This is a genomic window from Micromonospora sp. NPDC047465, assembly GCF_040643125.1.
Classification (GTDB): domain Bacteria; phylum Actinomycetota; class Actinomycetes; order Mycobacteriales; family Micromonosporaceae; genus Micromonospora.
In genome coordinates this window covers 49347-59414 of sequence record NZ_JBEYTP010000042.1, presented here as the reverse complement: position 1 = coordinate 59414, position 10068 = coordinate 49347, and the positions used below count along the sequence as shown (strand labels likewise).

The following is a 10068-nucleotide window of genomic DNA, read 5'->3' as shown; positions in this document are numbered from 1 at the left end:
TCGGCGGCGGTGAGCAGGCCGAGGTCGTCCAGCGGTACGGCGTCGGCGCGCACACGGCCCAGGACGTCGGCGTAGATCTCCTCGGCGGTGCGCTCTGGCCGGTCGAACACCGTGTCCTGGGTCAGAACGCCGATGCGCAGGTCGGGGCGGCGCCGGACGTGACCGGCCAGGTCCAGCCGGCCGGCGAGGACGGCGAGGAGCGTGGACTTGCCCGCACCGTTGGCGCCGGTGACCAGCAGCCGGTCGGTGGCGGCGAGGTCGAGACGGTCGAGGGTGAGTCGGCCGGGTATCCGCACGTGACGCAGGCTGACGAGGGTCCCGTCGGCGGTGGCGGTGGCGGTGGCGGTGGCGAGCGCGGTGGCGCGGAACCGCAGCGGTTCGGGTGGTGACGCGACGGCGGCACGTTCGAGGTCGTCGAGCCGGCGGCCGGCGGCGCGTACCCGTCGGGCGATCTGGTTCTGCACCCTGCCGGCGGTGTCAATGATGAGTTCATTCGCCCAGGTTGAGAGACCGCGAACACCCCTACTTCTGAACCACCGAAGCCAACGCGACGATCATCTGGTGTACGGTGCTGCCGGCCGAGACGGGGACGGGATGCACGGTATGACGAGTACAAGAGCGAACGGCGCCCGCAGGCGGCTGACTGGCGTCGTGGTCGTGCTCCTGACCGGGCTGCTCGCCGCGACCGGATGCACACGACCCGGCGATACCCGCAAGTCAGAGGCGCAGCCGGCCCTGTCCCCCACCACCACTGCCATGCGACTGGACAAGCCGAAACGGCTGCTGGACCGCTGGCCCGAATCGGTCGACCGATCACTGCTCGAGACCGCCCAGCAGAACATGGGAAGCCTCAAGAAGCTGCTCAGCGGTCAACCGACCAGCGCCATCAGCACCGCCTACGTCACCTGGGAAGGCGAGTACTCGCCGGAGCGCGGCTGGTACCGACCAGCCGGAGGCAGCACCGTCCTCATCAGTGGAGTGTCCGGCACCGTCAGCGACCCCACGGCCTCACTCGACGCCACCTTCGCCAACCTGACCCGCCTCACCACGGTCGCCCCCACCGCGCCTGGCCCGCTCGGCGGCGAAGCCCGCTGCGGCACCGGCCAAAACAAGGGCATCCACGTCGAAGCCTGCGGCTGGGCCGACAATCACACCGTCGCGCTGGTGACCTTCATCGGATTCCCCGCAGCGCAGAGCCGAGCCGACGACTTCCGCCAGATCCGATCACAACTGGAAAACCCGGTCCGCTAATACTCCAACGTCACGCCTTTGCTGGCGATAACCACAGTTGGGCCGGCAGGACCGAGGTGGAATACGTGTCACTGGACGCCGCACGCCAAGTCGCGGAGCGCACCCTCAACAGTGTGGGCATCCGACCGGTGTCGGCGCTTCGGGGAAGTCCTCGCGTTCGTCCAGCCAGCCGCACAGCCGATCAGCCAGCGTGAAATCTTCGGGAAACAGCGCATGCTCAAGGCAACGGACGTTCGGATCCCACCCCCACATCCGGCCGTCCGGCGTGCTGAAGTCGACCAGCGACCAGATCGCGCAGCCCCAAGCCAACAAGGGAACGACCGAGGCAGGATGGTTGGGGCGCCGGCACCACCCCAAGTACTCCACCAACAGCCGCTCGCTGTCGCTGAAGCTGTAGGTCGTGTCGGTGAGGGACAAGGCCTCACCCCCGCGGCCGAACCCGCCGTCGGCGACTTCGAGGTAGATCCGCTTGAGCAGCGCAGGCATCGAATGCCCGACCGCAGCTTCGAGTTCAGCCACGGCCTCAGGTGGCGCGGGTGGTGGCAGCTTGCCGGCCGGCGTCTGCTCGCGGATCCGCTGGATGATCTCGTCGTCGGTCACGGCGGCATCGATAGCACCTGCCACCGCCATCAAAGCCAGCCGCGCATCCGCGCCCGTGCCAACTGCCGGTAGGTAATGAGCCTCGGCTATTCCGACAGCTGGGCGACCGCCTGCTCGATCTTCTTCGCGGCTGTTGGCTTCGCCCGTCCTGTGGCTCGGACCAGCACTGTCCCGTCGCTGCTGCGGTAGTGGTACTCGGTGCCCAGGATCGGCGCGTTCTTCAGCAGCCCCTGGTGCACGATGAGCAGATCGCGGGCCGGGATCGCCGCCAGGAGCACCGCCTGGTGCGGGTGGATGCCGCACATCCGGATCAACGTCATCCGCGACACCGACACCGCCAACCGATGCGCCAACCGGCTGCCCGGCCGACCACCCAACGCCACCGCGACCGCCTCCAGATCACCCGCCGCCGGCACCGTGTGACGCGCATACCGCCCCGGGTCAGCCCCGGCACCTGCTCGACGAACGTCCGCCGCCGGCAGTTGCTGTTGACGCAGGTGAACCTCCGGACAGTCAAAGCGACCAGCACCTCATGGCCGCCCAACCTGATATCGGCCAACCGCCGTACATATCGGTCATGCATCGTGGTCGACCAGGCGCCGCAGGCTACGTATGCGGCCCGCACCGTCCTCGTCGCCGCGTCGATCCTGACCCCGATGCCCCGCACCACCACCGCTTCCAGCCGCAGACCAACCAGATGCGGCAGCAACGCCAAGATGATCTCCATCCGGGAACCCAACCCGAACTACCGACGAGCACGACTCACAAAATGTGTGCCAGAGCCAGTTTCAGGCGGAGCCGACATCTACGGCGCATCTCGATTCCTGGTTGTGCTACACCCCAATGCGGGTTCGGCGAAAGACAAGCCGCCGTGCGTGCCCTTGCAGGGCTTTCGCGCTCGGACGGCTGCCCGCGTCGGGGTACGCCAGCGACCAGTCCTGCTGCGCCAGTTGCTACCGGCCTTGGCCAGACCCCGGCTACCCGGGTAGCCGATGGTCAGCAGCGTGATGAGAAACCATGCCTGGTTGTCGCGAACGATGTCCACCCGACAAAGCTCCAACAGTGTGCTGCGGCGCACGACGGATGGCGACGCCAGGTATGGTGCAGTGTGTGTCGCCGGGCGGTCGCCCGCGATCCAGGCACCGCCACCGGGTGCCAGCGCGAACGCGGGCCTGTCACGAAGACGGCGTGGCAAGAATTGCCCGCGACCCAAGGCACTCCTCTCCCGAAGATTCGGACTGCTGCATGATTCTGAACGGCAATGATCGTCCGGCGTTGTTTCTCGCCATGCCGGCCGCCGACGGGCTCGACGACCCGGGCATGACTTTCGACGGCAGCGAGGAGGCGATGCGGCGACTACGCCATCCGTTCGCGGTGAACCCGGCCCGTCCATCGCTGCGGCCGACGGCAACTGGGGGCGACAACCCGGAGCAGCGCGTCTGATCCCGCAGGTCGGAGGACACGTGCGCTCCAGTCGTTGATCATGGGGCGTGTGGTGGCCCTGCATTGGCTCGCCGTGATCCTCGCGATTGCCACCGGCGTCCTTGTCTCCGGAATCGCCGGCGGTCTGGTGGCCGTACCGCTGCTCGCCGTGTTCAATACCGTCGGCCGATACCTGGCCCGTCGTCCCGGAGGCGAGCAGACTCCCGACCGGACGCCCGCCGGGCACCCAGCCCACCGTCGGCTGGCAGGCCGGGATCGAGGAGCGACCGACCGGGCCGATCAGCGCGGCGATCCGGCCGCGCCGCCACCGGCGGACACCTGCGGGGACCGGGCCGACGAGGTACGTGGGGAACATCGACGACCAGCGCCCCGCTCACGCTGTCATCGAGGCGGCGTGGCAGCGTCAGCGAACGGTGACGTCCGTTCGCGGTTCGCGGGATCCGATGTGGTGCAGGTGGCGTAGTGCCTCTGCCCAGGAGCGGCCCAGGGTGGTTTCGTGGTAGTCAATGTCGTGCTCGGCGCAGAACCGCCGGATCAATGGCCGGGCATGGCGCAGGTTGGGACACGGCATGCTGGGGAACAGGTGGTGTTCGATCTGGTAGTTCAGGCCGCCGAGCATGGTGTCGACGAACAGCCCGCCGCACACGTTGCGGGAGGTGAGGACCTGCCGCCGCAGGTAGTCGACGGTGTCCTCGGCGCCGAGGATGGGCATGCCCTTGTGGTTGGGGGCGAAGGAGCAGCCGAGGTAGAGACCGAGCACACCCTGGTTGACGAGGATGAACGCGATCGCCTGCGCGGGGCTCAGGACGAGGAGCACGGCGGCGAGGTAGCCGCCCAGGTGCAGGGTCAGTAGTCCGGCTTCGGCGGGCCGGCGGGGGACGCGGCGCGGGCCGAGGACGGCCCGCACGCTGTTGGCGTGCAGGTGCAGGCCTTCCAGCAGGAGCAGCGGGAAGAACAGGTACGCCTGGTAGCACGTCACCAGTGCGCCGACGCCACGCCGTCGGCTGGCCTGGTCGGTGGTGAAGGACAGGGGCGCCACGGTGATGTCGGGGTCCTTGCCTTCGGTGTTCGGGTGGGCGTGGTGCCGGTTGTGCTTGTCCAGCCACCAGCCGTAGCTAATCCCGGTGAGGAGGTTGCCGTGCACCAAGCCGATCAGGTCGTTTGCCCGGCGCGAGCGGGCTATCTGCCGGTGTCCCGCGTCGTGGCCGACGAACCCGGCCTGGGCGAAGACCACCGCGAGGGCCACCGCGACACCCAACTGCCACCACGATTGACCCAACCAGGCGAACAGTGCCCACAGTCCGGCGAAGGAACCCACGACGAGACCGATGCGCACCGCGTAGTAGCCCCGCCGCCGCCCGAGCAGACCCGCCGCGCGGACCTGCCGGGACAGGTCGGCGTAGTCGCTGCCCCGCTGGCGGTCGGCGCCAAGGCTGGTGTCGCTCATGCTGACTGCTCCCGTTCGCCCTCGTCCGCCGGCTGTCTCAGCGACGCCGGCCCGACCAGCCGGTCAGCCGGGCCATGAGCTGTTGAAGCTTCTGCTGCATGCCGGGTTCGGCCGCCTGGCGGCGGCCACGCCGCATCAGGTCACGCCCCCGCGGGCTGTTGATCAGGCCCTTGATCCGTTCGCTCACCGAACCCGACGTCACGGTGCACTCCCTCCTGGCCGGCCGTTTCCGGCTGACTCTCGTGCCTCTTCACGTTCAGTCTGGCCCGATCGTCGGGCCGGCTAGGGTGCATTGCGCGGATTGCGGCCGAGCGCCACCGGGACCCGCTGTCGGCGTGGCATGGAGCCGGTAGGCGGGGGTAGCGCCCGTGCCGCCTCCACGGGCCTGACCGACGAGGGGAGAACGGATGACGAGCGGGGAACATTGCCCGGGCGGGCCGGGCCGCAAGGCCGGTCAGGCCCGGGACGCAGCCGTCGGCGTCGGCCACGACGCGGCACGGGCCGGTGGCCGGGTGTCGCACCAGGTTGTGGAACAGCGCGGGGAGGTGACCCCCGAGACCCGCCGACTGGCGCGCAACCTCGTCGAGGAGGCCACGACGCAGGCACGGGTGCAACCCCCAGCCCCACGCGCTCAGATCGCGACGGGTGGCAGCTCTGCTACCCGGCCCAGCATCTGCATGATGCCGGTCATGTCGAGGACCCGGCGGACCTGCCCAGCGGCGTTGACCAGGGTAAGGTCCACTCCCCGGCTGGCCGCGTGGTGCGCGCCGACCAGGGTGCTGATCACGGTGGAGTCGATGAAGGTCAACCCCGCCAGGTCCACCTCCACCGTCCCGACCTGGGCGATCGTCTCGTGCACAGGTCGTCGAGCCGGTCGGCGCCCGACATGTCGATCTCACCGGACAGCGCCACGACACTACAATCGGCACCGGCGTCGACACGTTAGTGCCAGGTCTGCTCCGGGACCACTGTCACCGTCCCTCGTTCACGGTCGATCGGGCGGACAGCCGCGCTGTCACCGAGGCGTTCGTTCCCTGTCCGGAGTTGTCGATCATCAGTCCTTCGGTGAGCTGCTGTGCCAGCCACAGTCCCCGGGCGACGGCAGGGCGACGGCCATCTCACCCAACCCAGGCCCGTTGTCTCTGACTTGGCAGGTCAGCATGTCGTGGTGCTGCCACAGACGCACCTCGCCGCTGCCCCCGCCATGGCGCACCACATTGGTGACCAACTCGTGCGCCGCCAACACGAAGTCCTCCAGCCCGTGGCCCACCAGACCTGCCGAACGAGCTGCTGCGGCGACCGCGTGACGCAGCGCGTGGTCACCCGTGCAGCGGTGATCTCTTCCGACAACGCCACTTCGTCGGCGGCATGAGAGGTGTTCCACCCGGCACCCACGTCGCCCGTTCCGCAGCTGCCCATGGTCGGACGCTACATGCCGCCGATCCGCCGTGCCCGGGCACGGCGGCCGGCGTCCGATGGCGGCACCTCGGACTGCCGGTCTCGCACAGCATCCCGGCCGCCGGCCGGGATGTGAAGAGGTGCGACGAGCGGGAGTACAGGCTGCCAGGACCGAGGCGGGGACGGGGCTTCGCTCTGGCGGGCCGGCCGGCTCACTGCCCGTCGACGACCTCACACGAGAGCGGGCCGGCCGGTCCTGCCGCTGCGGCCCACGCTACTGCTTCTCGTTCTGCCGAAGGGCTTCCTCGAGTTGGTCTTCCAAGATGATGATCCGGCAGGCGGCCTCCAGGGCGGTGCCCTGGTCGACCATTTCCCGGGCCCGGGCTGCCAGGCGCAGTTGGTAGCGGGAGTAGCGGCGGTGCCCGCCGGTAGAGCGGTGCGGGTTGATCAATTTCGCCTCGTCCAGGCGGCGCAGGAAGTCCTGCGTGGTGCTGAGCATCTCCGCGGCCTGGCCGATGGTGTAGGCCGGGTAGTTCTCGTCGCCGAACATGTCATCGGGGTTTTGCCCCATGTCACCTCCACGTCGAGGGCCCCGGCGCGTAAGCGCCGGGGCCCAGGGTTACGGGTCAGAACACCATCTGCCGACAGGAACGTCGGCTTGTCGTATCCGCACCAGCCGCAACTGACGGCTTCGGGTGCGGGGATCGCATAAGCGTGACCGGAGACCACCTCTCGTTCGATGGAAACTGCGGTGTCCGCCCGGCCTGACATGACGGCCGACGGCGGGCGATCCAACGGTGTACGGCCCTCCCTTTCCTCTGCTACTTCTTCCCCTTGCTGTCGTACGGTCCACCGGTGCCGGAGCCCACGCGACTTCATGGCCCCTACACGTACGGCGAACATCAGGTGAAGCCCCAAAAGAGCCTTGGCCCCACCTGCACCCCGGCGCGTATCACGCCGGGACTGACGTGCTCCTACTGCCTCTCGGGAGGGAACGGTGAAGAATGTTCCTCTCCTCGCCGCCCGTCGTGACCCCACGGCCGGGCGGCCCGTCTGCGTCTTGACGGATCTTTCCTCTCGACTGAAAGAAGACTATTCCATGCCACAGAAGATGTCTAGTCGTTCCAGCCTAGATTTTCTGGCCTCCGGTCATCAGAGTGACTGGCCCGTCGAGCAAGCATGGCGAGAGCCGTGGCGACAACGACCCGACGCCGATGCCGCCCACCAGCCGATGAACACCGCCGCACGGTCGAGGAGGAACCCAGGCCGGCCGCGTTGGTCGCGCTCGCCGCCCACGACGCAGCACTCCGGAGGCCCTCGCCGGCGGGTACGGCCCACGCATTCCTCGCCATCGCCGTGTTCATGTCGGCGTCGCCGCGACGGCCATGCTCCCGCCCGCGTTCCTGGGGCTCGGGGCATCGGGGCTGGCGACGATCACCACACCCGGCCGTGGACAGCCGGGCCGTGATCGAACAGGCCAAGGACATCGCCATGGGCGAGTGCCGGTGTACTGACTAACTCCCGACGCAAGGGCCAGCAAACCTGGACCAGCAGCGTCGGCCTCAAGCAGCACCTCGACCAGAGGGTTCAACGCCTCCCACCCGTCTGCGGCAGCAGCGTCGACCGCGCGGCGCACCGCGCCGAGCGGCCCGCCCTCCTCCAGCACCGGTGGCTGAACCCGTGTCCCCCAGATCACCCCGCCATCCTGCCCGCGCTAACAAACCCGCCCGAACCCGTTTTCCCCGCAGCGGCCCATCCGGCAGCACAGCGCCGCACCGGAACGCGTGCACCAGAGCCCCCTCCACGACAAGTAGATCTCTGCCGGCTTGACCGGCGACGGGTGGAGCTACAGCGCCTCGTTGCCATGCTTCTGCTCGGCGGCGATCGCCACCCGTACCGGGCCCATGCCGGGCCTGAGCCACTCCCGGTACCACTCCTGCGACCCGTCACGGCCATCGTTGAGCACGGACAGGCTCATCACGTGGAAGCGCACGGTCACCGGGCGGACCCGTTCCACCTCCAGCAGCCAGCGGGAGGCGTTCCAGGCCCACGGGCAGCGCGGCACATGTCAGCGGTCGTCATGGCGAAAGCTCCAGCCCTTCAGCGGTCGCGGGAAGCGTCCCCGCGAGCCTGACGGCCCGATCGGCCCGATGGCAGGGCCGATCTGCGCCGCGTCGACTGGGCCGATCCTCGGTCAGTCCGCGGCGGGCGGTTCGTCGCCGACCGCGAGGGCGCGCAGCGGGACGGGCTTGACCGGCGCCTGAGCGGTGAACGCGCCGACCTGTTCCGGCCCCCGGCCGGTCAGCGTGGAGATGAGCTGGCAGAGGCCCGGCTGGCAGGACCGCCCCTGGCACAGGCCCATCCCGGCGCGGGTCACCAGCTTCACGGCGTTCGCGGTGCCGAGGTGCGGATTGGCCCGCAGCGCGCGGCGCACGTCGCCGGCCCGCACCTCCTCGCACCGGCAGAGCACGGTGTCGTCGGTGACCAGGCTGCCCAGGGCCGCCCGGTCCGGCGCGAACCGGTCGAGCACCTGCGTGACGAAGCGTCGCCGGCGGCGCAGCTCCCGGCGGACCGGGCGGGCCAGCGTGACGGCCCGGTGCTCGTCGAGCAGCCCCAGGTCGCGCAGCACGCCGAGGGCGGCGAGCCGGCCCTCGACCTCCGCCTGCTCGGCACCCGCGACGCCGGTCAGCTCGCCGGCCACCGCGATCTGAGGCACCGAGGTCCGCAGCCACTCGTCGTGCCGCACCACCCAGCCGCCTGCGGGGGAATCCCAGGTCACCGCGCAACCGGCCTGCCGGGCCAGCTCGACGGAGGGGACGAAGCCGTACCCCAGCGCCAGCACGTCGCAGGGAACGTCCCGGTCGGTCCCGGGCACCGGCAGCCCCGTGGGTCCGACCTCGGCGAGGGTCACCGTGGTCAGGTCCGGGTCGCCGGCGGCGCGGCGGACCACCGTGCCGAACCGGACGGGCACGCCCGCCCGGTGTAGGACGCGCAGCGCGTCGACACCCTCGGCGATCTTGCCTCCCGCGCCCGCCACGGCGGCCAGCCCGGCCGGTCCGGGCAGGAGGTCGCGGCGGCGCTGGATCAGCGCGACCTCGACCACCCGGGCGCCGGCCCGAACCAGTTGGGCGGCCACGACCAGCAGCAGCGGGTGGCCCCCGGCTAGGACGAACCGGCCGCCCGGCAGCAGGCCCTGTGCCTTGACGAACGTCTGCACACCGCCCGCCGTGAGCACTCCCGGCAGGGTCCAGCCCGGAAACGGCACCGGCAGGTCGTACGCGCCGGCGGTGAGCAGCACCGCCCGGGGTTCGAGCAGGCGGACCCCGGCCGGACCGTGCGTGGCGACCCGGTAGCGGCCCGGCGGGGGCTGGTCGCCGGCGTACCCGTCGAGGCCGGCCCGGGTGCCGAGGACGCCCCACACCGTGGTGTCGGCGAGCCACCGGACGCCGGGAGCGGCGGTGGCCTCGGCCAGGAGCGCCCGACCGGCGGAGGACGATCCGGCCGGCGGGGTGAACCCGGCCGGCGGTTGGCGGTAGATCTGCCCGCCCGGCTGCTCCTGCTCGTCGACGACGGTGACGGCGGCGCCGTGCCGGCCGAGGGTGGCGGCGGCGGCCAGCCCGGCTGGGCCGGCGCCGACCACCACCACGTCGGGCGCGCTCACCGGGGCACCGCCGTGCGGACCCGCATGCCGGCCCGCACCCGGATCAGGCAGGAACGCTGGCAGGGCACGTCGTCCACCGTCACGACGCACTCGAAGCAGATCCCCATGTTGCAGTAGGGCGCCCGGCGGGCACCGCCGCGCGTGGTGCCGACGGACCGCTCACCGGCGGCGAGCAAGGCGGTGGCCAGCGACTCGCCCGGGTGGGCGGGAACGGTCCGCCCGTCCACCTCGATGGTGACCGGCTCGGGTCGGCCCATCGGGGTGCGCC

General features: G+C 70.4%; 13 protein-coding genes and 1 pseudogene. 2 read left to right on the top strand and 12 right to left on the bottom strand.

The features are described 5' to 3' along the window. Window positions 1–464: ATP-binding cassette domain-containing protein (locus ABZ793_RS28320; protein ID WP_357462328.1), on the bottom strand; the 464-nt coding region annotated here is incomplete at its 3' end. Window positions 465–651: 187 nt separating this feature from the next. Between ABZ793_RS28320 and ABZ793_RS28315 the strand changes: the two genes are divergently transcribed. Further along, the gene (locus ABZ793_RS28315; protein ID WP_357462326.1) at window positions 652–1251 is read left to right on the top strand and encodes a hypothetical protein; all 600 of its coding nucleotides are present in this window, start codon (window positions 652–654) and stop codon (window positions 1249–1251) included. Between the two features lie 105 nt (window positions 1252–1356). Here ABZ793_RS28315 and ABZ793_RS28310 read toward each other — a convergent pair whose 3' ends face one another. The 3 genes from ABZ793_RS28310 to ABZ793_RS28300 all read right to left on the bottom strand — a co-directional run bounded on the left by ABZ793_RS28310 (window position 1357) and on the right by ABZ793_RS28300 (window position 2578). After that, window positions 1357–1851 carry a hypothetical protein gene (locus ABZ793_RS28310; protein WP_357462324.1) on the bottom strand — a complete coding sequence of 165 codons (495 nt, stop codon included), beginning with the start codon at window positions 1849–1851 and terminating at the stop codon, window positions 1357–1359. 86 nt (window positions 1852–1937) lie between these two features. Beyond that, window positions 1938–2171 (bottom strand): hypothetical protein, encoded by a 234-nt coding sequence (locus tag ABZ793_RS28305; RefSeq protein WP_357462322.1) that lies wholly within the window; start codon window positions 2169–2171, stop codon window positions 1938–1940. Then, window positions 2168–2578 (bottom strand): hypothetical protein, encoded by a 411-nt coding sequence (locus tag ABZ793_RS28300; protein WP_357462320.1) that lies wholly within the window; start codon window positions 2576–2578, stop codon window positions 2168–2170. Before ABZ793_RS28300 ends, ABZ793_RS28305 begins: the two co-directional genes overlap by 4 nt. Before the next feature lie 518 nt (window positions 2579–3096). Here ABZ793_RS28300 and ABZ793_RS28295 point away from each other — a divergent pair. Then, on the top strand, window positions 3097–3294 hold the full coding sequence (locus tag ABZ793_RS28295; RefSeq protein WP_357462317.1) for a hypothetical protein: 198 nt from the start codon (window positions 3097–3099) through the stop codon (window positions 3292–3294). Between the two features lie 403 nt (window positions 3295–3697). On the opposite strand, the gene ABZ793_RS28290 is transcribed toward ABZ793_RS28295, so the two are convergent. The 8 genes and pseudogenes from ABZ793_RS28290 to ABZ793_RS28255 all read right to left on the bottom strand — a co-directional run bounded on the left by ABZ793_RS28290 (window position 3698) and on the right by ABZ793_RS28255 (window position 10057). Further along, a complete protein-coding gene (locus ABZ793_RS28290) occupies window positions 3698–4741 on the bottom strand; it encodes an acyl-CoA desaturase (protein WP_357462316.1) in 1044 nt (347 codons plus the stop codon). 37 nt (window positions 4742–4778) lie between these two features. Further along, entirely contained in the window at window positions 4779–4943 is a 165-nt protein-coding gene (locus tag ABZ793_RS28285) for a hypothetical protein (RefSeq protein WP_357462314.1), read from the bottom strand. A 429-nt stretch (window positions 4944–5372) separates the two neighbouring features. Beyond that, window positions 5373–5600, bottom strand: coding sequence for an STAS domain-containing protein (locus tag ABZ793_RS28280; RefSeq protein ID WP_357462311.1), 228 nt, complete (start codon window positions 5598–5600; stop codon window positions 5373–5375). Between the two features lie 195 nt (window positions 5601–5795). Then, a complete protein-coding gene (locus tag ABZ793_RS28275) occupies window positions 5796–6011 on the bottom strand; it encodes an ATP-binding protein (RefSeq protein WP_357462308.1) in 216 nt (71 codons plus the stop codon). A 402-nt stretch (window positions 6012–6413) separates the two neighbouring features. After that, a complete protein-coding gene (locus ABZ793_RS28270) occupies window positions 6414–6710 on the bottom strand; it encodes a helix-turn-helix domain-containing protein (protein WP_357462305.1) in 297 nt (98 codons plus the stop codon). Between the two features lie 1278 nt (window positions 6711–7988). Next, window positions 7989–8204 (bottom strand): annotated as a pseudogene (locus ABZ793_RS28265) (disulfide bond formation protein DsbA); the annotation flags it as partial. A gap of 129 nt (window positions 8205–8333) precedes the next feature. After that, window positions 8334–9800, bottom strand: a complete 1467-nt coding sequence (locus tag ABZ793_RS28260; RefSeq protein ID WP_357462302.1) for an NAD(P)/FAD-dependent oxidoreductase — start codon at window positions 9798–9800, stop codon at window positions 8334–8336. After that, window positions 9797–10057, bottom strand: a complete 261-nt coding sequence (locus tag ABZ793_RS28255) for a (2Fe-2S)-binding protein (RefSeq protein WP_357462300.1) — start codon at window positions 10055–10057, stop codon at window positions 9797–9799. Before ABZ793_RS28255 ends, ABZ793_RS28260 begins: the two co-directional genes overlap by 4 nt. Window positions 10058–10068: the final 11 nt, after the last annotated feature.